The 21,768-nt window shown below is 50.9% G+C and carries 21 protein-coding genes and 3 pseudogenes; 2 read left to right on the forward strand and 22 right to left on the reverse strand.

What is annotated here, in order from left to right; genetic code table 11:
• Nucleotides 1–5: 5 nt before the first annotated feature.
• The 5 genes and pseudogenes from ACQG03_RS23135 to ACQG03_RS23155 form a co-directional block, all read right to left on the reverse strand.
• Nucleotides 6–422 carry a hypothetical protein gene (locus tag ACQG03_RS23135; RefSeq protein WP_127348461.1) on the reverse strand — a complete coding sequence of 139 codons (417 nt, stop codon included), beginning with the start codon at nucleotides 420–422 and terminating at the stop codon, nucleotides 6–8.
• A gap of 108 nt (nucleotides 423–530) precedes the next feature.
• A pseudogene (locus ACQG03_RS23140) lies at nucleotides 531–1,737 on the reverse strand (conjugal transfer protein TraF).
• A 105-nt stretch (nucleotides 1,738–1,842) separates the two neighbouring features.
• Nucleotides 1,843–2,679: a hypothetical protein gene (locus ACQG03_RS23145; RefSeq protein WP_050489291.1), complete on the reverse strand. Its 837-nt coding sequence runs from the start codon at nucleotides 2,677–2,679 to the stop codon at nucleotides 1,843–1,845.
• Nucleotides 2,680–2,825: 146 nt separating this feature from the next.
• On the reverse strand, nucleotides 2,826–3,302 hold the full coding sequence (locus ACQG03_RS23150) for a hypothetical protein (RefSeq protein ID WP_052686698.1): 477 nt from the start codon (nucleotides 3,300–3,302) through the stop codon (nucleotides 2,826–2,828).
• A gap of 19 nt (nucleotides 3,303–3,321) precedes the next feature.
• Nucleotides 3,322–3,903: pseudogene (locus tag ACQG03_RS23155) on the reverse strand (tyrosine-type recombinase/integrase); the annotation flags it as partial.
• 50 nt (nucleotides 3,904–3,953) lie between these two features.
• Between ACQG03_RS23155 and ACQG03_RS23160 the strand changes: the two are divergent.
• Nucleotides 3,954–5,101, forward strand: a protein-coding gene (locus ACQG03_RS23160; protein WP_085949497.1) for an IS3 family transposase whose coding sequence is annotated in 2 segments (ribosomal slippage) — nucleotides 3,954–4,191 and nucleotides 4,191–5,101 — 1,149 coding nt in all. Because the reading frame shifts where the segments join, the coding sequence is not laid out codon by codon here.
• A gap of 4 nt (nucleotides 5,102–5,105) precedes the next feature.
• Here ACQG03_RS23160 and ACQG03_RS23165 read toward each other — a convergent pair.
• From ACQG03_RS23165 to ACQG03_RS23245, 17 genes and pseudogenes are all read right to left on the reverse strand, one after another.
• A pseudogene (locus tag ACQG03_RS23165) lies at nucleotides 5,106–5,714 on the reverse strand (tyrosine-type recombinase/integrase); the annotation flags it as partial.
• 1,039 nt (nucleotides 5,715–6,753) lie between these two features.
• On the reverse strand, nucleotides 6,754–7,950 hold the full coding sequence (gene pilV, locus ACQG03_RS23170) for a shufflon system plasmid conjugative transfer pilus tip adhesin PilV (protein ID WP_052682659.1): 1,197 nt from the start codon (nucleotides 7,948–7,950) through the stop codon (nucleotides 6,754–6,756).
• Nucleotides 7,947–8,621, reverse strand: a complete 675-nt coding sequence (locus tag ACQG03_RS23175; protein ID WP_032650404.1) for a prepilin peptidase — start codon at nucleotides 8,619–8,621, stop codon at nucleotides 7,947–7,949. The genes pilV and ACQG03_RS23175 overlap by 4 nt, the downstream gene beginning before the upstream one ends.
• Nucleotides 8,606–9,163 carry a lytic transglycosylase domain-containing protein gene (locus tag ACQG03_RS23180; protein WP_032650405.1) on the reverse strand — a complete coding sequence of 186 codons (558 nt, stop codon included), beginning with the start codon at nucleotides 9,161–9,163 and terminating at the stop codon, nucleotides 8,606–8,608. The genes ACQG03_RS23175 and ACQG03_RS23180 overlap by 16 nt, the downstream gene beginning before the upstream one ends.
• A gap of 9 nt (nucleotides 9,164–9,172) precedes the next feature.
• The gene (locus ACQG03_RS23185; protein WP_032650407.1) at nucleotides 9,173–9,787 is read right to left on the reverse strand and encodes a type 4 pilus major pilin; all 615 of its coding nucleotides are present in this window, start codon (nucleotides 9,785–9,787) and stop codon (nucleotides 9,173–9,175) included.
• A 13-nt stretch (nucleotides 9,788–9,800) separates the two neighbouring features.
• On the reverse strand, nucleotides 9,801–10,895 hold the full coding sequence (locus ACQG03_RS23190) for a type II secretion system F family protein (protein ID WP_032623575.1): 1,095 nt from the start codon (nucleotides 10,893–10,895) through the stop codon (nucleotides 9,801–9,803).
• Nucleotides 10,888–12,447, reverse strand: a complete 1,560-nt coding sequence (locus tag ACQG03_RS23195; protein WP_032650411.1) for a GspE/PulE family protein — start codon at nucleotides 12,445–12,447, stop codon at nucleotides 10,888–10,890. The genes ACQG03_RS23190 and ACQG03_RS23195 overlap by 8 nt, the downstream gene beginning before the upstream one ends.
• Nucleotides 12,448–12,449: 2 nt before the next feature.
• Entirely contained in the window at nucleotides 12,450–12,965 is a 516-nt protein-coding gene (pilP, locus tag ACQG03_RS23200) for a type IV pilus biogenesis protein PilP (protein ID WP_080298886.1), read from the reverse strand.
• Nucleotides 12,949–14,253 carry a type 4b pilus protein PilO2 gene (gene pilO2, locus ACQG03_RS23205; RefSeq protein WP_032650414.1) on the reverse strand — a complete coding sequence of 435 codons (1,305 nt, stop codon included), beginning with the start codon at nucleotides 14,251–14,253 and terminating at the stop codon, nucleotides 12,949–12,951. The genes pilP and pilO2 overlap by 17 nt, the downstream gene beginning before the upstream one ends.
• Before the next feature lies 1 nt (nucleotide 14,254).
• On the reverse strand, nucleotides 14,255–15,931 hold the full coding sequence (locus ACQG03_RS23210) for a PilN family type IVB pilus formation outer membrane protein (protein ID WP_032650416.1): 1,677 nt from the start codon (nucleotides 15,929–15,931) through the stop codon (nucleotides 14,255–14,257).
• A gap of 14 nt (nucleotides 15,932–15,945) precedes the next feature.
• The gene (pilM, locus tag ACQG03_RS23215; protein ID WP_225990878.1) at nucleotides 15,946–16,356 is read right to left on the reverse strand and encodes a type IV pilus biogenesis protein PilM; all 411 of its coding nucleotides are present in this window, start codon (nucleotides 16,354–16,356) and stop codon (nucleotides 15,946–15,948) included.
• Nucleotides 16,357–16,382: 26 nt separating this feature from the next.
• On the reverse strand, nucleotides 16,383–17,189 hold the full coding sequence (locus tag ACQG03_RS23220) for a toxin co-regulated pilus biosynthesis Q family protein (RefSeq protein ID WP_274621721.1): 807 nt from the start codon (nucleotides 17,187–17,189) through the stop codon (nucleotides 16,383–16,385).
• A gap of 305 nt (nucleotides 17,190–17,494) precedes the next feature.
• Nucleotides 17,495–18,001, reverse strand: a complete 507-nt coding sequence (locus ACQG03_RS23225; protein WP_032650422.1) for a hypothetical protein — start codon at nucleotides 17,999–18,001, stop codon at nucleotides 17,495–17,497.
• 72 nt (nucleotides 18,002–18,073) lie between these two features.
• A complete protein-coding gene (locus ACQG03_RS23230; RefSeq protein ID WP_032650424.1) occupies nucleotides 18,074–18,700 on the reverse strand; it encodes a hypothetical protein in 627 nt (208 codons plus the stop codon).
• 21 nt (nucleotides 18,701–18,721) lie between these two features.
• Nucleotides 18,722–19,393, reverse strand: coding sequence for a hypothetical protein (locus ACQG03_RS23235; RefSeq protein ID WP_045347674.1), 672 nt, complete (start codon nucleotides 19,391–19,393; stop codon nucleotides 18,722–18,724).
• Between the two features lie 233 nt (nucleotides 19,394–19,626).
• Complete coding sequence (locus ACQG03_RS23240) at nucleotides 19,627–20,136, reverse strand: transcription termination/antitermination NusG family protein (protein ID WP_032650428.1); 510 nt, start codon at nucleotides 20,134–20,136, stop codon at nucleotides 19,627–19,629.
• Between the two features lie 286 nt (nucleotides 20,137–20,422).
• Nucleotides 20,423–20,683, reverse strand: a complete 261-nt coding sequence (locus ACQG03_RS23245) for a hypothetical protein (protein WP_032650430.1) — start codon at nucleotides 20,681–20,683, stop codon at nucleotides 20,423–20,425.
• A 582-nt stretch (nucleotides 20,684–21,265) separates the two neighbouring features.
• On the opposite strand from ACQG03_RS23245, the gene ACQG03_RS23250 reads away from it, so the two are divergent.
• Nucleotides 21,266–21,466, forward strand: coding sequence for a type II toxin-antitoxin system Phd/YefM family antitoxin (locus ACQG03_RS23250; protein ID WP_072021765.1), 201 nt, complete (start codon nucleotides 21,266–21,268; stop codon nucleotides 21,464–21,466).
• Nucleotides 21,467–21,768: the final 302 nt, after the last annotated feature.

A 21,768-nucleotide genomic window follows, 5' to 3' on the forward strand; every position in this document is an offset into this window, starting at 1 on the left:
TGCCGTTAATTTTGATGTTTACTTTTCCTGCGTATCCAGCCAATTAATTCAGATGGTTGATTATTTGCGGTCATCCAGAATAAAAGTCCGAATACAGAGAAAGTGAGATAAAACTGCCTGATGGTATCGTCAACACGCTCTTTCCAGTCATCCTCACCAATTAATACCGTTTTGCATACCTGAGGCATTACAAGAGGAGATGGCGGGCCGCTATCGTTTGATTGTTTACATTCTCTTACCATGCCTGGTGGTGCATCACCGGTAAGTGATCGGGCCTGTTCAAGGAAGGTGTCGGCGAGCGAGTGGTTGAATCCAAATAACATGAACAGAATAAAAAACCCGGTGGCTGGCGCAGTTATCAGGCTGCTGAAAGCAACACTGCTGATCTGATGCAATACATGTACATATCGGAAAGATTTCATCTTCAACGGTCTCAGCGGGAGAAAGTTCGGGGGGATTACAGCCAGTGCACAGGGGATAACACACAAAGAAACGGCAGAGGAAGCCCATTGCGGGCTTCCCCTAAACTATCAGAACGTGAACTGCAACTGTGCGACCGCACCGTAGGTACGATCGGTTCCTGCAATACCGGTCAGGTCCAGATGTACTACGTCGAAAGGAGAGAAGCCCAGACCCGCAGTGAAAGCGTTGCCCTCGCTGGAGACCATGTTCTGACGATAACCCGCGCGTACCTGCATCCAGTTCCAGGCATTCAGCTCGGCACCCACACTGGCGAACTGGCGTTTGTCATCTCGCTCAAAGCGGCTGGCTTCGGTCAGATCCACATCGAGAGCGGTGGTCAGGATACTGTTACTCCATGCCACGCCTGCAGTGGCCTGTGGTTTTACTTTGAATGTTTCTTTCTCACCATTCACTGCTTTAGTGTCAACGGTGCGGGCGATGATGTTCTGTACCGCGAGACCCAGCATCCAGTTGTCGCCGAGGTTTGTTGCCAGACCGATGTCGGCGTTAAATCCGGTTTTAGTATTGCGGTAGTCATCCGAATTCAGGTCATTTTTGTCGAAGTCGTTTACCTTTGCGCTGTAGTTGAAAAGATCGATGCGTTGATACTTGGGCGTGATCCCCAGTGACCAGCTATGTCCCGCTGTTTCAAATTCGTGCGCCATAGCCACACCGACATCGGTGATAACGGCAGCCCGACCATAAGCGCGGGACGTAAGTGCATCCTTGTCTACCATATCTGACGGGATGGCGCCGCTGGCGATATTATCGAGATACTGTAGATCAGTGATCACTGACCTTGCCGTTTACGGAAACGGTGCCCCAGGACTTCACGACAACCGCAAATGGAAGCACCTTATTAGGAGTGGTAGCAATGACAGATGCCCCGACCTGTCCGTTTGCTTTTACGTCCTTCAGGTCTTCCAGCTTGTTGCGTAATGCGGCTGCACTTTCGCTGACACCGCTCTGGCGGTCAACTGCATTGTCAAAATTGTTCCACAGATCCTTTACGTCATCGGTATTATCGATGGCATTATCTGGGTCTGCTACCTGGACACCTACGGACGGCAGCACCAGGCTGAAGTCATCGTTCGCGCCAAATTTCGTCAGGAGTGCCGGGTTGGATAAGGCAGCTGTACCGTAATGTGCGGAAGCTACGCCAGTCCCGCCCATCGCATCGCTGCGGGCTTCCATATAAGAGGTTGCTGCTCCTGCATGAAATGCCATCATGACGGCGGAAGATATCAGTGTTTTTGCAATGTGAGTCTTTTTCATAAGTAAATTTCCTGTAGTCCTGTCTGGATTTAGGGCAAAAGAAGGTCCTGATGCGGCAGCATCAAAATTTTCTTTTTCTTTTTTAATTCAGATTTTCAGCGTGGTTTAAAGCTGTCTGAATATAAGTACGGGTAACGTTGTTCCGTGTTCAAGTGCTGTTGCCAGCCCTGCACCTAAGGTGACGGGGCGGATAGTACCTGTTGCTGCGTGTTCCCTGAGGAGTCGCTCTTTCCAGCATTCCTGCTCTGTATTCAGGGTGCGCGTAATAATGGATAGCACCGGAAAATATGTCAGCTGAGATGAAGATATTTTCTTCTTAATTAATATGCCGTTTCGTTCCTGATCTTTATCCTCAGTTGTATTTTCAGTCTTCCAGAAAATAATGCTGTCATTATTGTTTTCGGCTGAAGGAATAATTACCTCCCGGAAAGTTTCTTCCGTTTGTGGCCATTGATGACTCGCGCTGCCTGTGTCGACAGGTGGAACGTTGCTTCCAAGCAACCAGCCAGGCGAAACGAAAAACCAGTCAGCGAGCGCCTGGAGAAGCGGGGTGGACAGATAGTCCATTGTACGTTCCCTGTCCTGTAGCACACTAACCCGAACATTCCATGACGACAGCAGTTCTGCGATGTCCGTCGGGCTAAGCTCGTGTGACTGCATCAGTAGCTCAAAGCGGTCTATAACGCTGATTGCAGTATTACTGAATGGCAGGAAGATATCGCGAAAAGAGCCTTCAATTACCATATTCAGCAACTCTGACTGAGAAACTCCAATTTTGCCTGACAGCTCATCAATCAGTTGACGGGTACCAGGTCGCAACCGAAGTGATGTGGTCTGCATGGGCTTCTTATCATTGCGCTGAAGCAGTTCTGCAATCCTGTTCCGATCAAGGTCGGGGAGCGCCAGAAGCGAGGTGAAAATTGCTGTAAGACTGTTTGCCACATGGCCCCCTTAAGTGAAATTAAACTTTGTTACTCAGTGGGTTAAAGAATAATTAATCGTGACGCGTATGTATAACGAGTTAATTCGATCGTGTAGATCGACTGCGTTTGCGTGTTCGTTTTAATTACGTTTGTGTATTTGCTTTTTTAGCGCTCTTTCCGGCGCGGCCGAATGAGTACAAGCACGCCGGTTTCAGGTACGGTTATCCAGCGCCATTCCTGTAAAAATGTTTGCAGCCGTATCCCGTTTCTGATGGCTGGAGGTATCGTGACTGTGGTGCTGCGCCAGCGGTGCGTTTCCCCCATTTTTGACATCAGGATAGTCATGCTTTTCAGGTGTGCCGGTCGCATCAGATGGGATGTGAAGTACACCGGCGTGCTGTCTCTTTGTAGCGCCAGCTGCAACGTGGCCAGAAAGCTCCGGTGAAAGCGTGCCGCACGTCGGAGATTAAGATGGCCAACCCGGTCAAATGTCGACAGATGTAGGGTTGTGTAATGCTTCTTACGATGTCGAACCAAGGCCGTTCGGAACCCTTTCCAGGGCGTCACGGCACTGACGATTGTCATTATCGGGCAATACAGCAGTAGCGTTAGTGGTACCGCTGAAAGGAGAATCAAAAACACAGCCCCTCCAGAAGAAAAGTTATACCAGGGCCGACAGTGCCTGGTCGGGGTTAAGCGGACATATCATGATGTGATTGTTTGTCCTGACAGGAAGCTCCCCCGGCGCGGGGACTCGTTCGCCGCGCTGGGCTGCAAGAGCCAGTGTCCGCAGTAGCAGTTCGCTGGCGCGGGCCAATGCAAGTTCGCGAGTAGGCGCTGATACCGTCAGATTTTCGAAATCGCATAGCATTACCTTGATGTCACCTGACTCTTCGCTGTCCTGCTCAACCTGGGCAGGATAGGGCACGAAGTAGGGGGCGATCTTTTGAGTCTGGCGCCGTCGCGCGTCCAGCTTGCTGACCAGCTGGTAAGCTCTCAGATGGGTGTAGCGCTTTAGCATATTCATCGAGCGGTGGCCTGATATAGCTGCGACCTCCATAACGTTCAGCGTACCGAGTTCGAAGAAACGGCTGATGGCCTCGTGCCGAAGATCATGAAAATGCAGATTTTCGATAGAGAGTTCCTTGAGAGCATTTCGCCAGGCGTTTTTGAAACCGGATGACGTATAGGAAAACAACTTACCTTTTAGCTGGGCCGGCATCATCTGAATGAATCGCCACGCGTTTAACAGACACCTCAGAGTCATTTAAGATGACTTAAAGAGAGGTGCCCATGAGCGGTAAGCGTTATCCTGAAGAGTTTAAAACTGAAGCAGTCAAACAGGTTGTTGATCGCGGTTATTCTGTTGCCAGCGTTGCAACACGTCTCGATATCACCACCCACAGCCTTTATGCCTGGATAAAGAAGTACGGTCCGGATTCTTCCACTAATAAAGAACAGTCAGATGCTCAGGCCGAGATCCGCCGTCTCCAGAAAGAGCTGAAACGGGTTACCGACGAACGGGACATATTAAAAAAAGCCGCGGCGTACTTCGCAAAGCTGTCCGACTGAGGTACGCCTTTATCCGTGACAACTCCTGTTGCTGGCCTGTTCGCCTGCTCTGTCGGGTGCTGGATGTTCATCCCAGTGGTTTTTACGCCTGGCTTCAGCAGCCGCATTCACAACGCCATCAGGCAGACCTGAGACTGACAGGACAGATTAAACAGTTCTGGCTGGAATCGGGATGCGTCTATGGTTATCGCAAAATCCATCTGGATCTGCGTGACAGCGGGCAACAGTGCGGAGTAAACAGAGTCTGGAGACTGATGAAACGTGTCGGAATAAAGGCTCAGGTCGGATACCGAAGCCCGCGGGCACGTAAAGGCGAGGCCAGTATCGTGTCACCCAACAGGCTCCAGCGACAGTTCAATCCGGATGCTCCTGATGAGCGTTGGGTAACGGACATAACCTACATCAGGACCCACGAAGGCTGGCTGTATCTTGCCGTTGTTGTTGATCTGTTCTCACGCAAAATTATCGGCTGGTCCATGCAATCCCGGATGACAAAGGACATTGTCCTGAACGCACTGCTGATGGCTGTATGGCGGCGTAATCCCGAAAAACAGGTGCTGGTTCATTCGGATCAGGGCAGTCAGTACACAAGCCATGAGTGGCAGTCGTTCCTGAAATCACACGGCCTGGAGGGTAGCATGAGCCGTCGCGGTAACTGCCATGATAATGCGGTTGCAGAAAGTTTTTTCCAGTTGTTGAAACGTGAACGGATAAAGAAAAAGATCTACGGAACGCGGGAAGAAGCCCGCAGTGATATTTTTGATTACATCGAAATGTTTTATAACAGTAAGCGTCGGCATGGTTCTAGCGAACAGATGTCACCGACAGAATATGAAAACCAGTATTATCAACGGCTCGGAAGTGTCTAGATTATCCGTGGCGATTCAGAAGGATGTTACGAGCCTTACGTGAGAGAGGAACATCTCGCGATGAGCCATTCTTGGTATCGGGCAGATGTGCTACGCCGTGCTGCAGGTCAATGTATTCCCATTGCAGGTTAAGGATTTCACCCTGGCGCATGGCTGTCTCAAGCGCGAGATGAAAAATTATATACAGCATTAAGTTTCGTTCGCGGAAATAACGGGACAGTCTGCGCTCTTCACTGGATGTCAGGCGGCGATCGCGACCTTTGGATACTTTAGGTTTACGCACCAGTTCGACCGGATTGCTACGACATGTCCCCCATTCCACTCGTGCAATTCCAAAAAGTGATGATAACAGCGCCAGTTCAAGCCTTACTGTATTGCCAGAGATAGGGTTCCCAGTCCTGGGGTTGCACTGCGTCAGCCTTTCATCACGGTAGGCTGCAATATCAACTGTGGTGATCTCATCCATGTTCCGGCTGGCCAGTGGGTGCCGTTTAATCACATTGACCCGGTAAAATTCCTGAAGATGGCCCTTTTTGTGAACTGATACCGACTCGTAATATTTATCGAGTCCCCGACTGAGGGACATTTTTCTTAAACGCGCAACAGAAGACATTATTACTCCCAAAAAGGCGAAGAAAATAAAGCCTTGCGCGAAAAATGCAATAACACTGTCAATCCGGTGCGTGGTCTGGGATGGGTATTGGCGACGTTTCTTTCTCTCAAACGGTCAGGCAAGGACAGTCCGTCAATATTGGTGTTCATACCTTCTGTGCTTTGTCGCAGGCATCATATGACTACAACAACTGGCGCTCTTGCCAGATAACACGTAATAGCGATAGTTCCTGGCAATTAACAGGTGCCAACGTTGGAAATGGTGAAGCGACATGCCGGGCTGTTTGCTTTTGAAGGATATCTCATTTACTGGAGCATATAGCAAATACGGTGAGCTCCTCCCTTGGGCAAGCAGCTGCCCATCCATTCCCATTAGGATTTGACCATTTAAGCCTTTCCTTACCACTGGGATTACATTGAGCGCCGCCGCCAGTCAGATGTTCGTCACTGTTGCAGCTAACAGATATGGTTTCATACCCGGAATTTACCCTTGTAACAGTTTTAACACTGCTTCCACTCCAAGTACCGGATTGACAGTTACCAATCCAGACACATTGCAGTCTCACTGCCGTCCTTAACGTTGATTCGCCAAGACCCGTCAGACAATCTCTCAACACCTCTCCAACTGTCATCGCGGTCGTTTTCATTACCGTACTGAGAAGTACAGAAATCGTGAACTCCGATACCGTAATAGTTGTGTGACGAGTTGTAGTTTGTATACGTGTATTCCGTCATTTTTGGTTTACCTGCAGAAGAACTCCAAGTACCGGATTGACAGTTCTGCACTCAGTCGATACAGCTAACCCAACAACGTTGCGTGCTGCTGCCATTGTAACCAACCATACTAAGGAGCCAGGACGAACCTGACGGGTAGATTTGGCATGTACCATTGTCACCAGCGGACATTAACCCGGAAACTAAACAGTATTTATGAGCCCCGGGAATCTGGTAAGTAACCCCTCTGGTGGATGTTGTTTCCCAAACTCCCATTTCTACATAACGCCCAGAATTTGAGGCTTGCCACGCACCGGATTGACAGGTTAATAATCCAGTATGATTTTCATACAGCTACAGTAACCATTGGGTTCCTGTCCAGGTTGGATGACGGGACACCTATCATCCGTTCGTGGGGTGAATCCCACATAGTCATCAGACCGACCTTTATCAAAGGATGTTCTGCGGCAGTAGTATCCGGGACGTCCAATTCCTGGAGATACCCACGCACCGGATTGACAGGAAAGTACGCCGCCATTGGCATCACGGCTTATCAGCCCGTTAGGGTAACAGGCCATGCCTGCAACGTTGACCTGACCCAGTTGCAAAACACCGCCAGCCGAAAGGTTGCCTGACGCTTTAACTGTGGCACCAGATACCTCGTTTGTTGCCGTAATATTTCGTCCTGCGCTGATGTCGCTTTCGGCACGTACCGTAGCTCCTTTTACTTGTGCTCCCGCTGTAATATTTTGGGTGAAATTACCGTTCGCTCCGCTGACGTTACTGGTGAATATTCCGTTTGAACCACTTACATTTCCACTGAATGCTCCTGTCTGTCCATTAATGGTGCCAACGCTGTTCAGGTTATTTCCACCCATATCGATGGCTGTGTGCATCTTGTTCAGGTCGGGGCGGCCATTAACCTGAAAACGGTACAACCTGTCGTTATCCTCCTGTGCACCAGATAACTCATCTGTTGAGAGAAGCACGACGATATGCCCGTTTCCGGAACTAGCTCCGTAGCTACTCAGCGGGATTTTCCACGTCCGTAAGGCACCAGTGGCAGTTTTACCGTCATCGATGTATCCTCCGAATCCGGTTTTGATATCCCGCGATATCAGCCTCAATGCTTTGGCCGGATATACACTTCCACCGCTTGATACCACCATTCCCTGCAACAATTCCGTGTTTTGCCCGTTTCTGACCAGGTACGTGTTCATACGCTGGCCCTGGCTGTTTGTTTCGGTAAAACCGGACGGCAGAAAACCGGTATTTTTAAGCATGGCTGTGGTGATCACTGTCGGCGCGGTAGTGCTGGTTGCACTTAACAGCGTCGCATAGTTTCGCCCGACGTAGCCACGCGCTGCTGCTGCGTAGGTACTGATATGGGCTGCTTCAACCTGCCAGTTTTTCTCCTGTTGCCAGTCCTTGTATTTAGTGAGCCCAAAGACGGCCATTGCCATCACAACCAGGAGCGACAGAGCGACATCAAGATTTGCCCAGCCACGATCATGCTTTTTCATAGAATCGATATCCATACAGGTTGATACAGAAGAGTGAGCTGGAAAATACTCCCGCTAAGACAAAGCCAGGGTCCCAGCGGTCCCTCTTTTTTCCCCGATACATGCCAGGTTAACAGCCAGAGAACAAAGGCTGCTGCTCCAAACAGAGTGACCAGGGCAGCATCTTTCCCCCCCATCCAGGCAGTCAGGCCAGTTATCAGCCATAAATCTCCCTGACCCAGACGCTGAGTGCCCCGGTTTACCAGGACACTCAGTAGCGCCATCAGACTGACTGTTGCTGCGATCTCCGCCAGTTGTGTAGATATACCTTCAACTGAAACGTCTGATGCTGCTCCCCAGAGCAATCCCCCAAGTAAAAGCCGTACTGTGAAGGTTCGTGGCAGATATCCACTGACTGCGTCTGTGCTCCCGGCCTGAAGAAGGAAGGCCATCATCACTATGGCAGCTGCCCGATCAGCAACAGGAACCGGTGCAAGGGCGGCGATCATACTGAAAGTAGCGAAGAGCCAAATCCCTGCCGTCAAGGTTGTTTTCTGTCCCTTAACGTTTATCGGGTGCTCTTCCAGAAATTCGAGCACGCGGCACATCAGGCCTCTGCCAAGGAGTGCGAACCCCAGTAGTAACGGCAGACTCCATGCTGTCGTCAGACTCGTAACTATGATGGTTCGCATATTCGCTTTCCTTTCACCTGTCGACAGACTCGAAGACCTTTCAGCTCCAGATAGAACCCCCAGATACGGTTGGCATATTGCTCACGAGTTTCGTGCCGATCCTTACGGAATCCAGCGTTGTAAGACCCGAGGCAATTCCAGGTCACACCACATACCTGAAAGTGGCTGGCCAGGATCCACGCCCCTATCTGAATGTTCAGACAGGGGCGCTTCAGCAGGTCTTCTGCCCCCTGGATGACACCCATCCGGACGAGCTTCGGCACATGGGTTGAGTTAATCTGCATCAACCCATAGTCCGTGCTGACCGGATTACCCTTTTTATCCCGGTTGGTATTTGTGACCCATGGACGGAACGAGGACTCCCCTTTGGCCACAGCCTTAAGCAGCAGTGGCTCGATCTGGTATCGGGCACCGGCATTGTTAAAGCAGGCATCAAAAGTCGCAGGCGGGGAGTTCGTGCTGGCCATCAATGGGCCGGAGGAAAAGGACAGAATGAGCAGCGTCATTAACAGGTGGCAGGAGAGAATGCGTTCTCTCCGCATGTTGTCTCCTTAGCTGTTCATCGTGAAGATCAGCTTGTTGGTACCTGTGCTGCCATTGTCAGCTGTGCATTGCGCGCTGGCTTCTTCAGTTGTCACGACCCCATCACTGTGCGCCGTGGAGTTGACGGTGATCGCATCAGCAATTTTGGCGCGACTGAGTTGTGTGACTAGCGAGACGCAGGCGCCCTGAGGAACCATTTCGTAGGTCAAAGAGAACCCATTTGAGAACCCGGAGACTGTGACAGGTGACAGTGTCACGGCTCCACCCCATCCATTATAAAGCGTGGCAGTCCCGGAAGAGGGGGTACCACGTACAGTCATACTTTTAGGCTGAAGTTTCATCTGGATAAGCGAGCCCATCATTTTGGCACCGGAAGTGAATGTGTATCCATCTCCTCCTTTCATCATGTTTTGGGTGCTTGTGATGAGCGACTGAATGTTCGACGACTCCTTACCTACGTTGACGTTATTTTTGAGGGCGAAGTATCCCGCCAGGACGATCCCGATGACGACCAGTACGATTAGCGCGATGCTGCCCTGCTCCAGGAAGCCCCAGCCGCGGTGTTGCGAAAGCGCCTTAGTTGGTTTGTATGGCTGAGAAGTTGGTTCAGAATTAAATTGCATGATGTTTCCTCATTTAAAAAGAGCCCGACGAGCTGTTAAGGGCATTAATATCCATAACGACAAGGACCAGAAGCAGAAGCATCAGGATCATTGCCAGGAACATGAGTCCGCGGATTACAACAGCGCGCTTTGCTACGCGCTCCAGGGTTTGTTCAAGCCAGCGCTGTCCGTAGTTAATGATGATTTCATCGTCTCCATCACCCTGCAAAAGGGAGAGGAAGTTGGCCGCTTCCTGCGACGGAAAATCGTAACCACAGTCCTTCAGAGCCAGTCCGAAATGTTTACCTTCACGCACATGTTCGGTAATCGCATCAATACGCACAGCAAGCCAGGGGGATGCCGTTTCCAGCAGGATCTCCAGCGCGTCTTTGGTTCTTACGCCGGACTGTAGCAGTGCACCGATGTTCAACAGGAAGGTCGCGCCCTGAATATCCTTATAAACCGACCATGGCATCAGCCCGTCGAATATACGACGAAGCCTGTCAGGGCGATGCCAGCGCGGGAGTGACCAGACCGTCCAGATAATTAAAGCGGTGGCGGCGATGCCGGTTATCACTCCATACTCACTGAAATACACTGAGATCCCGTAAAGAAACCCTAGCGCCCCGGTCCAGTTCTCTGGCGGGCTGATTTCTGTCAGCGTGGGAAGTAGCTCGGCATTCAGTACATAGATGGAACTGGACAACATGATGGCAAAACCAATCGGATAGATGGCCATCTGCCATACAGCTGCGCGAATACGCTTACCCGCGTGGGTCAGGGCACAGGCGTATCTTAGTGAGCGTGGAAGTGACTCACTGCGTATGCCGGCGCTTATAACGGATGCTTCTGCGGCAGGTAGCCACCGGGTGAGTGTACGCTCCAGCGTTTTTTCGCCGCTGTTTTCCCTTAACGCATCAATACAGTCGTCCGTCAGCTCAACGTAGGGATGCCAGTTCTGGCCGAAGTTCGTCCATGCATTGCGCATTTTCTCCAGTGAAGGCTTTAGTTTCTGCCGGTTTTCAATCAGAAACCGCAGCGCATCATAGAACTGAACACGATACTGACCGCTGAACGTCTTACGAACCAGGTTATATCGGAGTCGTTTCAGGAAGTGCATTTCACGCATCATCCACCTCCAGACGTTCATCTTCATCGAGTGGAATGATCCGGTTGGCCATCAGCGGGTCGACCAGCCCCTCGTTGATTTTATGCAGAACGTGCCGGACACGACTGATCCCCTGCATGTTGTTTATCCAGAACTGGCGAGCCGCGACCTTGCCGTCAGTTTTCAGCAGTTTAAAAAGACGGTTATTGGTCTCGATAACCTCGGCAATGACGGTACGTCCCCTGATACCCTGACCGACTTTGCCACGCACCTGGCCGTTGATCTCCACCACCTGTGTGCATGCTTCACACCCGTCCGGGTTATGGAAATAGAGCCTGTCGGTCGAGCAGACGCCTTCAATATTGCAGTATTTCTCCAGCCAGTTCTTTTCCTCCTCACTTAAGGTGTTGACCTTATCCTGCCAGGATATACGACATTCTGGACATAGCGTGGGTACCAGACGCTGACTGATTAGCCCGATTAAAAGTTGGGCATCACACAACAGATTTTCGTTAACACCGAGCGTAACCATACGCTCCGGGATGCCAAGTGCTGAGTTTGTGTGCAGGGTGGTCATCACCAGGTGCCCGGTCTGGGCGGCATAAATGGTGGCCAGCATCGAGACAAGGTCACGCATTTCACCCTCCATAATGGCGTCCGGATCCAGTCGCAGCGCTGACGAGATAGCTTTTCCCCAGGCGATACGTACTGCTTCCTCATCTGATTTGTCGCAGATGATCGGTGTCTGAACTGCTCCCACGACCTGCCCCTCAAGTGGGTCTTCGATGGTCAGAAGGTGTTGCCCGGGGTTGGTATCCAGATATACACGGCAGGCGGTACGGAGTGTGGTGGATTTACCGGAACCAGTTGGTCCCGAGAGGATGATCTTCCCTTCAGGTCGGTCAATCATGCGTTTAAGCAGCTTGATTTGTTCGGGTAGATAACCCAGTTGCAGGAAGTCAGGTACGTTGTTACCGTCATCCGGAATAAGTCGCATAACCGCAATCAGCCCATCGCCAGTTGGACGGTGACTGTAGCGGGCACCAAACAGTCCTATTTTCCGCATCATGGCCGGGGAGAGTCGTGCATCCTGTTCCCGGTGTGGGTAGAAGCTGGTTTCTGACACATCCGACATCGAGAGAATACAGGTGGCACAGAGGGACATTCCTTCCTCCCGCCGACGTTCATCCACCACATGTAAATAGCCGTGGACACGCATTTTGACCTGGAAGAGCGAATCAGAAATCAGAAAGTGAATATCTGAGGAACCGAGCTTTTTGGCCACTGAAAAATAGTTCAGGATCCGTTGCTCACTTTGGCTGCTGTCTCCATCCAGGTCTGCCAGAGTTAATCCTGTCTTGGCGCTGGCCTGCGGTTGAGCTTCCTGCTTTTTCCGTGCCTCTCGTAAGTCTGAGAGAGTGACAAACCGATGTTTGATCCCCGGGTGTTTGTTCATTAAGTCCATCAGCGCGGCCTGTACACTTGGGACGCCTCGCTGGTTGGTATCGATGAGGATTTCTTTCCTGTCACCGTCATCAAACAGCAGAAGAGATTCTGCAGTAATAGCGCTCATGGTTAGTCCCCAAAGGCAAGCAGTGTGCCATCGCTGAGTGTGACGCCGGCTAGCGTAATGCTCTTGACTGTGCTCTCCATCCCTGGAATACGGCTTCCCGGCGATACAACCAATGACTGTCCTGATTGGAGTTGCAGTGTGGCGCGGAGGTTTTTATCGCGGCCGTTAATCTCAAGAACGACAGGGCGATTATTCATGGTAACCGGGCGTGCAGGCTGACCGGGCAGTGAAGTATCGCCGAAGGAGGCACCGGGAAGAGCGGTGGCAGGAGTGCTGGCGCTGGATTGATTTTCCTCAAGCTGGCGCTGCAGTTGCGCCCCCTGAACTTCTGCCTGAAGAATAACGTTTCGTATATGCAGCTGTTCAAGCTGCCCTTTTGTCACACCGGGTGTCAGATTCCCTGCTGGCTGTGATACCTGTTGGTTCGTTGACTGAGAGGCCTGAACGGGTAAAGGCCCGAATATTGACAGCAGGAGCCAGAGTGTCGCCTGCCGAAGAAATTTACTTTGCTGACGCATAAATTTTACCTTCAGTGGTATAGCTGAACGCACTTCCGTTCAGCTCGAATGTTAAACGGGTAAGTCGGATACCAGTTTCATCCAGACCGTCGAATAAGATGATGGCGGGGAGGGGCGCGGAAAAACTAAACGCGTATTCCTGCCAGTCCTGCACAGGAGGCGGTTCTCCGTTCGACCCCGGCAGGACTGGAGGCATGGCTACATCGATGATGTTGAGTGTGATTTGCTGACGCTGGAACCAGGAGAGGATGGGGATGAGCTGCAATGAACTGTCAGGCACTGCTTCATCTCTGAGTGGTCTGTCCGGGGGCGGTAATGAAATTCGGGCTTCCCGCCCCCCCTCCTTGAGATTGAATAATGGCGTGACACCGAAGACCTCCTGACTGCGAGCGAGAAACCCTTCAACTGTGCCACCGGGCATAATCTGGTACAAAAGGGTTATCCCGTCAGGAGAGCAGGTCCCGGATGCCAGTTTCCAGCTCCCCAGAACATGTAGCGCCGGATCGGTCTTTCTCTGACAATCCTCGATCAGAGCCTGGGCTGTTACCTCGCGTGCCCAGGGATGAGGCAAAACCTTAGGTTTTGCCTGACTGGCGAACATTGCGCGCGCCCTGGCCTGTATTTCTTCAGCGGTGAGTACCGGTTCCTCCGGTGGTGTGGTCGTCTGCCACCAGGCAATGGCGCCTGAGCCGAGCAGCAGTATCGCGCAAGCCAGTAACCAGCGCTGTCTCCGGAGCCCATCTACATGCACACGGCATTGCTGTCGCCTGCGTGCAGATAGTCCGGCAAAGAGACTGTTAGCATCAAGGGGGGTTTCCACTGATGCCAGACAGTCCCAGCCTTCTGGGGGCGGTTCGTTCATGCTCAGGAACAGTGTCAGCAGCTCCTGCATTTTGTCCGCACTCCCTGTTTTATCGGCAGTGACGGCAGGCACACCATTAATACTGGCCAGAAACACGAAGTCGGTACTACTCAGCCGATAAATGCCGTATCCATTTCGTGTGCTGGCACAGAACGCGAGTGCCAGCGAAAAGAGCTGGTGACGTCGATAACGGACGGGCAATCTGCCACTCCCTGCGACTGATTGCCCTTTTTCCCGTGTATTGAATTGTCCGGTTGAGGTGTGGACGCCAACGCCGTCTGTTCTTCCGGAACGTGATTTTCTTAGTTGAAATGACGGCAGCCGAAATTTCTGTTTTTCCGTTGGCGCCCAGTCCATCCCCGCCAGCCAGTAACGGCTGCGGGATTTTCCATCCCGGATTGTAAACAGGTAATCCTCATCCTTCATTTCAGCCTCCGGAACTTTGCGGGAATGTCGGTGTGATCACGATGACCAGGGTGGTCCGTTCGTTTTTACCTGACTGACTTCCGCCCAAGAGCGGGTTCCCTGGCGTAAAGGTGCCGGATTTATTGACGGAGGTATTGTTCTGATCAAAACCAGTAAGGATCAGCGATTGCCCGGCCCGGAGATTTGCCTTCTGGCTCAGAGAGCGCAGTTTGGTATATGGCATCTCGATGTAAGAGTTCCCGTCTTTTGACGTGAAGTTACGGATGGTCGGTGGATCTGACAGGTTGAAGTTTACCTGTAGCTGAACGTTACCTGTTTCCTGAATCAACGGTAACAGGGTCATGTTGAAACCGGTGGTGATCATCCCAGGAGTCAGCGTTGTAGTGGCGCCGACATCGGTGGTTGTCGTTGTAGCCGACTGCGCTACATAGACCGTCTGATCTGCCATCTGAATAGGCACGGGCGTCAGGTTAGTCACGGTACTGGACTGAGAAGTGACGACGCTGACATCGCCCTGTTCTGACAACGCTTTCAGCAGAAGGCTGGAGCCAGCAAACTTCGCGGCATTACCAGTAGCGGTATCAAGAATGGACGCGCCGGCAGAAATACCACCAGTGAGATCCCCCGTCGCGTTGTTAAGCGTGGCGCCAGCAGAGTGCAGTGACTTGTACACCAGGTTCCAGTCAATCCGGAAATCTTCGTTTCGTGAGTTACCGACGCTCAGGACTTCAACATTCAGGGCTACCTGCCTGTTCATGATGAGATTTTGCTCGTTCACATAACGGGCCACAGCGGCTTGTACTGACGGCGTGTCTGTCACAATCAGTGATGAGCTGGAGGAGGACAGCCAGTAGCGACCTTTGTTCGGGGTCAGCATCGACTCCACAGCTTTTCGCAGATCAGCATACAAATCGTATTCCTGCCCCGTGGTTGTGCTTTGGGAGGTTGTAGATTCGCCGGAGGCGGAGTTATCTGTACCACTGGTGGCTCCCATACTGCTGGTCGTCCCTGAGCTGACGCTCGACGTGCTGGACGTTTTAGTGTTCAGCATGGCCAGCGAATAGGTCCGGGTTTCCATCAGATAGAACACGATAGTTCCATTATCCATTCGCCAGTAGAGACCGCTACGGCTGGCCATCAGATCCAGAAGCCCGCCCAGGTCTCCCTGCCACATCAGTCCGGTAAGGTTGAGGGGCTGGCTGGTTCCTCCAGTCGGCAAAGAATTTACACCCCCCAGACTGGCCAGTGGCGTCCGACCGCTGTCATCAGGTGGTGGTAGTGTGCCACTTATCTGGCGTGTGACGCCGGTACTGACGCTGCTCTGGCTGATATCAAGGGCGTCAGGAGTAAAAATAACGGGGGTTCCACACAGCGCGGTGATGCGTTGTGCCAGTTCCTGTAGCGTAATTGTATTTTTTGCCTGGGTGATATTACATGACGGAGCCTGGTGGTTCCGTTCACGAACGGCGACCGGGATAGGACTCGGATTAATCCACTGACGCTCCGTCCAGGTCAGTGGTTGTTGATGTTGTGTCCGCGGGAGCTGTGCCTGTGCGCGGGCTACCGTGGCGTCAGATTGTGCCTTAGTCTGCATTTTGTTGATTTCAGAGAAGGTACAGCCTGCGAGCATGGCAAAGCAGGACGCCATTAGCAGGTGCCGCAAAAGGGTTTTCTTCATGGGGGAAATCCGGATTAGTTGAGGTAAACCACAGCGCCTTCAGGAACGCCCTGTGGAGCCGTGAGCCCGGTGGCCAGACCGGAAAGCCAGATTAACTGGCCGCTTCTCATGGTGCCGATGAGTGCCGAACCGCGACTCTGTGCCCGTAAGGCATCAACGAGTCCAGCTTGTTCCGGCATCCAGACCCACAATCTACTCTGAAGTAACCGGTACTGGATCCGAGCGTCGGGAGTAAAGGGAAGACCCAGCTGGTCAACTGGAACTGTGCCGTTCGTTTGGCCAGTTTTGTAACGCCAGTCGTTAACGCGGTTGGCGATGGTAAGGATCTGGGTGGCATAAAGCTGGCCGCTCTGCGTCTGTATTGCAGTCCGGCTGGTCTGATTTTGTTGCGAATCTATATCACCGACAATCAGGAAAAATATCATGCTGATTGCCAGTATGACCCAACCCATCACCGACCTGCCGGAGTGTCTGTGACAGATACCACGCACTGCATGCGGGAAGCTTCAGCATAAAGCGGTTTCTGTGCTGAACGGTAAAGGTCGAACATCTGACCGAGCATGGTTTCAAATGAGCCGCGGAAGGTCAGTGGTGCGTCAAGCCGATAATCCGTCACGGATACTGGCCAGATAACCGTCCAGTGCGATGATGCGCCTGATTCACAGCGGGTATCCTGAGCCCATTTCATCAACATTTCCCGAAGAGTCGTTCCCGATGGCGCCAGCCAGGTTTTACCCTGAACCACAGGTGCGACTGGTTCCCCGGTGGCTGGTTGTGCTTTAACTACCGCTGTTGGTGCCTTCACCGGTTTTGTTGTTACAGAGGATGTGCTGGTTTTAACCGCTGCCGGCGGTATGGGTTGGGTCACCTCCGGTCCGCTGAACGGATTTCTCGGCGCGCCAGACGCCTGTGGTGGAGCAGGGAGGTTTCCAGTGGACAGTGCAGGGACGGTCATCTGAGCGGTTTGCCCCTTTCGCTGCAATGTGACGGCATGACGATCCCAGTCCAGCTGACCCTGGATGGATTGCTCTGTCAGCAGACGGTTGAGCACCCTGGTCCACTGGTCATTGGTGTCGACCGAGACGATACGGGTATTCAGTACAGGTCGCAGGGCATTCTCATAGTTCAGCGTCCAGCCAGTCGGAATGATGCGCCTGACCCACTGTTCGAAAGTGAGGTTACGCACCGGTGATAATGACAGAACGGCAACGGGACCTGGTGTGCCGGTAAATGTGAGTGCCGGCAGCGCTGGATTCATGATGGGGCTCACTGAGCTGACTTGTTTTGCGGAGGAGGCCATCATTGTTGGTTGCGGCAGCGGGGAGGTCTGCGATGTTACCGCTACAGATGTCGGCTGGCGTACGGGAACGGGAGTGGCCGCCGGAGGCGCAATTCGCCGCTGTGTCTGTGTAATGATATCGGCACTATCGCTGATCTGGCCGTCGACAAACACGAGCGCAGGTGTGTCAGGAGCAATGTTACGGTTATTAAATCCCGCGCAACTGCTTAACAGCGACGGTATTAACAGGGGCAGGGCAAGTTTTTTCATGATGATCCCCGGGGTTATTCGGTGGGGTGAACGGTAATACGTGGAAAAGCACAGTTCGCGTCAAAACCGGTACCGCTGATCAGAACATCGTCTCCGCGCGCTATCAGAATTTTTTGCTGTTGAGTTATGTAATTTTGCGAGGGCAGGTCTATCCCTTCCTCGGCTGAGCCAGCTGAGAGTTTTGATAATTCGGGATGGCAGGCGTGTCGTACCGCCAGTGAAACGAGTTGTTTGTCATCCCCTGCATCGCTGACGACAGCCCTGACCGTGGTCCCATAAGAGAGAGTGCGGTATTCCTTACTGACGATTTTTCCATCTTCAGTAGTGACCGAATTTACATAGCGGACATTGTCTGAGTTGTCGAAAGTAACAGGTTGGCTGAGCGGCGCATCCATCCTGAGAGAAACCACTTTTTGTACAGAGGCTGATTTGCCGTGAGTTATGTCAATACGCTGATCGGGCTGTGAGGACGAGCAGGCGCTCAGAATAAGCGGCAATACGGCAAGGGTAATACGTTTCATGTTTTTACTCCGGAGTTAGTTGTTAGTGAAATACAGATATGAAAGAGAGCTGGATGTGACGAGTCGGGACGGTTATGTTTTTTGAGTGATGATAATGAGGCGGTTCGTTTCATCATTGAGGGGAAGAGCAACACTGAGCTTCTGTCCCCCCTTTAACCTGAGAAGTTGTCGGAAGTTGATAGTGTAACTGGAGTGTTCATTTTTTGAGCTGCCAGTGGTCCGGGAAAGCTCTACGGTCATCTGCATTAGTGCAGAGTCTGCGGAAAGAGCCGGCGTGATCACTAATGAGAGATCATCCTCGACATTTTCTTTCTTCTTCACCCCTGTCGTTGCGTGTTGTTGAGCGGAGTAATTTGAAACAGAGAAAAGTAATTCCTTGTTGTTGGTTGTGACTCCGGACATATCGTAGAGCAGTCTGACGTTCCCTTTAGCGACCAGCTCCGTGAGTTCGTCTTCCAGTGAAGAGCTGACCGGTCTTAAAGATATTTTTGCACCTGGCTGTTCCAGCAATTCCTTTAGTTCAGGCGTTACGGGAGTGGAAAGCTCGTAAATACTGGCTCTGACAGGAATGTATGCAGTTCCGTTTTTCTGATACTGCCCGATTTCATTACGGTGAGGAGCCTGGTTTGAAGTAGTAGCTCCGTTGCAGCCATATAACGCCAGCAGGGAACATAGCACGCCCAATATATGCGTTTTCATGATTAAGCCTCGGCAAAAAGATTAATGAAGGTCAGGGCGCCATACATCCCCGTAGCGGACACCTTCACGTGCACCCCATGCTGACTCCGGCAGTGTGTGATGTCCGATATAGAGTGTGCGAAGAGTGGCTTTGGGTAGTGAGATATCGCGGCCACGGACAACAGAGAAACGATCGAGATAGAAAGACTTTTCTACCTCATCATCTTCATTTTTTTTCAGGAGGAGTTGAAGCGTGACGGGGGAAGTCATTGAGCCTGTCGCGGTAAATGCTTCTTCCATACGGGTGAACTGTAGGATGTGGTTCTTACGATTCCGCTGGCGTTCCATGATTTCAGTTACAACCTGCTCAGGCCAGGGGCAAAGGCAGTGCTTCCAGCCAAGGCCGAGAAGTGAATTAAGGACAGCCCGAAAACGAAACAGATCACAGTTCCCGGTTGAAACAGCGTTGGTCCAGAGCGCAGTCAGGACGTCATCAATGGGACGATTCCGTTCGGTTTCGAGCAACTGCCGGATAGTCATAAACTCGCTACCCATCCCTTTGAATGTTGGTATTCTTCGTGCTCCGCTTAGCCATTCTGTGATGAATCTACGTTTGCCACGCTCTGAGGTTATGTGATGGTTTTCGACTGCCGTACGTAAGGCTACGAGAATGCACCACAAGAGATGGCTGACCTGTTCCTGGGTGGATTGCATGGTTTGTCTCTCTCTGGTTCCGGTTTCTGGCAATGACGTCTGTACCTTCATTCCGCCAGAATGAAAGAAGCCTGAAAGCAGGCTGGCTACAGGAACAGAGGGTGTTCATTGGGCAGGGCCAGCCCAGACGTCATTGCCGGAAAACGGTGAAAAAAGCCCCCGTGAACGGGGGAAACTAAAGGGATGGTGTAAAACTGGTTTGGACCAGCTTAAGAGGCTCGGTTAAGTACATTTTAAAATCCCCACGCATCAGCATAGGTGATCATATCGAACAGCATTGCAGTCCGGGATATGGGATGATCCGTTTTATCTAACTGTGTAAGGCGTTTGTATTGGCTTTTTGTCAGCCAGATATCTGATGCCGCTTCGAGTTCAGCTCTTGCAGCAGGGTGATGAGTCGGGTCGGGGTATTTCTTCATTAACGCTTCGACTACCCTTGTATTCACAGGGGCAATTTTACTGCCGAATTTCACAAAGTCGCAGAATGCAGAGTGCGCCCGAATCATATCTATTTTCTGTGATTCGAAATCTGCCTTAAGGAAGAAATATCCTGGGAAAACGGCCGAGATCCTTTTTCTGAAAACATGCGGGGCATCCGCACGCCGTATTTGCGTTAAGGATAAAGGTGTCCAGGGAGTTATTCTCCTGTCGTGTAGCCAGTCGAATAAGTTCTCGCGGTTTTTGCCCCCGGTAATATAGAGAGCAAGATACCATTGTTGGTTACATACAGTCTCAATATTCATTTTTGAACGCTTCGCGCAGAATTGATCCATGAAAGGATAATTCAAGTTCAATGGGGTCGAACATACTCAACCATGAAGGCGAAACAGTCTTACTAACAAACACTTAAGTTTGCATGCTGTAGTTCGAACGCCTTCAAGGCTCAGGATGCTCTTGTGATGAGTTTCAAAGTTATACTAGGCCGGATCAACTTATAAAACTCAGTTTAATGATCTTAATTTTTTTATTTGTTGTAAAGTAAAATGAGATGAATCTTAAAAAATGTACCCGTTAGGGTACATTCTATGATTATTTATTGAGCATTATTACAAATATTGTAGAGAGTAAAGCAACCCTCAGTGCATCACTATTATCCAGTTCGAGTTTCTGCACGCTTCTTTTTATATTCTGCTTAACCGCCTCAACAGTAATATTATAATTACTGGCAATAATACTTTTGGCTACTCCAAATGTATGAAGGAGACAGATTTCAAGTTGCTTTCTCGAAAGTGGTTGAAAATGTTTGTGTACCATTTCAACTGCTTGATTTTGCATAATATTTTGTAACATACCGGTCTCCTATTTAACATAAGTGAATAGGAGTTGACGGTAGAATAGGCAGTTTCTTTAATCTTTTTACGAAAGGGTAAAGCCCTGCATTGAGAATAGGTTTTGTGGATCTGTTCACGTCTGGAACAGCTTTGGGTGATTGGATTGATGTGAAAAATGCTAGGCAGGTAGCAAATGTGGCCATCGTTTCAGCCTCCACGTAGATAGTATCGAAAGCTACCTCGAAGTTTCCACGCTTCTGGTGGTAGCCCAGGCAGGGGTGGAAATACCGGTTACGTGTACCCGGCCAACCTTGACGGTTGCCCCACCTGAGCCACCATTGAGATACAAACGGCGACAGGCAATAAAAAACACGCAAAAGCGTGTTTTTTGTACACGTAAAGTCGGGTTTCCACGCCCGGTTGGACATCTATTCCAACTATTACAGGCTACTCAGGAACTAACGTTCAGTCAAGACGGAGGTTTTAAGTTTGTTTTAGATCACAGATCGTTTAAAGATCAACGATAATAAGACTTTCTAAAGTCTAATTGTGGTTCTATACTGAGTCGCATTAGTTAGCTATCTTGTTGTGAGGGCTCTCAATGTCGCGAACGATTCTTTGTAACCGTGTTGCAGGTGTTTCTGAGCTTAAGGCTAATCCAGAAAAACTAGTGACATCGACTGCTGGCGAGGCTCTGGCAATTTTGAGCTATAACAAACCAGTGTTCTACTGTGTGCCACTAGAGCTTTTTGAGAAGATGAAAAAAGCTCTGGAATCCCAGGATTCTCAGGCACATGGTTAATGGTTAGCTCTTGGATTTCTTTAAATTGATCGTTTGGGATCTTAGTGTTAGAGTCCCGACGATTGAGTTCAGGTATGATTGGTAGCCAAGCCATAAGTTGGCAGGATCTGGGGTAGTAAATATCAAACTCCAGATAAAACAAAACCCCGAGAATCTCTTCACCTTGGCCGGACGAGAAGATTAACGGGGTTGCTTTGAAACATACAGAAGTTGTTGCTTCTGTATGGGAGTATAACCCGTGCGCGAAAAAAGACAAGAGATTCCGTGCTTACTCCTTCTGTGCAACATAAGCGCAGGAAGTG

It is taken from the genome of Enterobacter cloacae complex sp. 342H5, assembly GCF_050030905.1.
GTDB classification, from domain to species: Bacteria; Pseudomonadota; Gammaproteobacteria; order Enterobacterales; family Enterobacteriaceae; genus Enterobacter; species Enterobacter intestinihominis.

What these genes read in the sequence shown, in the direction of transcription:
- ACQG03_RS23135 (WP_127348461.1), bottom strand. Translation starts at nt 422, where the DNA reads ATGAAATCTTTCCGATATGTACATGTATTGCATCAGATCAGCAGTGTT.
- pilV (WP_052682659.1), bottom strand. Translation starts at nt 7,950, where the DNA reads ATGAAAAAGCATGATCGTGGCTGGGCAAATCTTGATGTCGCTCTGTCG.
- ACQG03_RS23175 (WP_032650404.1), bottom strand. Translation starts at nt 8,621, where the DNA reads ATGCGAACCATCATAGTTACGAGTCTGACGACAGCATGGAGTCTGCCG.
- ACQG03_RS23180 (WP_032650405.1), bottom strand. Translation starts at nt 9,163, where the DNA reads ATGCGGAGAGAACGCATTCTCTCCTGCCACCTGTTAATGACGCTGCTC.
- ACQG03_RS23185 (WP_032650407.1), bottom strand. Translation starts at nt 9,787, where the DNA reads ATGCAATTTAATTCTGAACCAACTTCTCAGCCATACAAACCAACTAAG.
- ACQG03_RS23190 (WP_032623575.1), bottom strand. Translation starts at nt 10,895, where the DNA reads ATGCGTGAAATGCACTTCCTGAAACGACTCCGATATAACCTGGTTCGT.
- ACQG03_RS23195 (WP_032650411.1), bottom strand. Translation starts at nt 12,447, where the DNA reads ATGAGCGCTATTACTGCAGAATCTCTTCTGCTGTTTGATGACGGTGAC.
- pilP (WP_080298886.1), bottom strand. Translation starts at nt 12,965, where the DNA reads ATGCGTCAGCAAAGTAAATTTCTTCGGCAGGCGACACTCTGGCTCCTG.
- pilO2 (WP_032650414.1), bottom strand. Translation starts at nt 14,253, where the DNA reads ATGAAGGATGAGGATTACCTGTTTACAATCCGGGATGGAAAATCCCGC.
- ACQG03_RS23210 (WP_032650416.1), bottom strand. Translation starts at nt 15,931, where the DNA reads ATGAAGAAAACCCTTTTGCGGCACCTGCTAATGGCGTCCTGCTTTGCC.
- pilM (WP_225990878.1), bottom strand. Translation starts at nt 16,356, where the DNA reads ATGATATTTTTCCTGATTGTCGGTGATATAGATTCGCAACAAAATCAG.
- ACQG03_RS23220 (WP_274621721.1), bottom strand. Translation starts at nt 17,189, where the DNA reads ATGAATCCAGCGCTGCCGGCACTCACATTTACCGGCACACCAGGTCCC.
- ACQG03_RS23225 (WP_032650422.1), bottom strand. Translation starts at nt 18,001, where the DNA reads ATGAAACGTATTACCCTTGCCGTATTGCCGCTTATTCTGAGCGCCTGC.
- ACQG03_RS23230 (WP_032650424.1), bottom strand. Translation starts at nt 18,700, where the DNA reads ATGAAAACGCATATATTGGGCGTGCTATGTTCCCTGCTGGCGTTATAT.
- ACQG03_RS23235 (WP_045347674.1), bottom strand. Translation starts at nt 19,393, where the DNA reads ATGCAATCCACCCAGGAACAGGTCAGCCATCTCTTGTGGTGCATTCTC.
- ACQG03_RS23240 (WP_032650428.1), bottom strand. Translation starts at nt 20,136, where the DNA reads ATGAATATTGAGACTGTATGTAACCAACAATGGTATCTTGCTCTCTAT.
- ACQG03_RS23245 (WP_032650430.1), bottom strand. Translation starts at nt 20,683, where the DNA reads ATGTTACAAAATATTATGCAAAATCAAGCAGTTGAAATGGTACACAAA.
- ACQG03_RS23250 (WP_072021765.1), top strand. Translation starts at nt 21,266, where the DNA reads ATGTCGCGAACGATTCTTTGTAACCGTGTTGCAGGTGTTTCTGAGCTT.